Genomic DNA, 439 nt, shown 5'->3' with positions numbered 1-439 from the left:
CCTCGTGCACCATCTCCATCAGGCCCGGGCCCATCCGTTCCTCCAGCATGCCGGGCGTCAGGCGGCTCGCCAGCACGCCGCAGTTGAAGATCAGGATTTCCCCGTCGATCAGCGTGCGCATCGGCACGGCCACGGCGTGCACATCGTGCTGCCAGGCGCCGGGCGTGCGCGTGAAGCCAAGCCGCGCCAGATGTTCGATGGCCTCCGGCAGGGCCTCGGCATGCTCGCGCCAGTCGTCCGGCGCCTGCTCGCGCAGGCCGGCGATGACCGGCGCGCGCACCGCTTCGGGGGCCTGGGCGAGCCAGGCGCGCCCCATCGCCGTGGTCAGCATCGGCAGTGAGGCCCCGATCTCCGGGCGGAACGCGATGGCGTCGTGGCCCCGGATGGTCTCCACGTAGACCATATGCAGGCGGTCGCGCATGCCGAGCGAGACCGAGAC

Annotated in this window: 1 protein-coding gene; it reads right to left on the bottom strand. The window is 71.8% G+C overall.

Annotation, left to right across the window (positions count from 1 at the left end; all coding sequences use genetic code 11):
• Window positions 1–439: IclR family transcriptional regulator domain-containing protein (locus AB4Z27_RS29620; protein WP_441646060.1), on the bottom strand; the 439-nt coding region annotated here is incomplete at both ends.

Origin of the sequence: Cupriavidus sp. KB_39 (assembly GCF_052114485.1) — a bacterium.
Classification (GTDB): Bacteria; Pseudomonadota; Gammaproteobacteria; order Burkholderiales; family Burkholderiaceae; genus Cupriavidus.
Note: the sequence above shows the minus strand (reverse complement) of the source record. Positions and strands in the feature narration are given on the sequence as shown.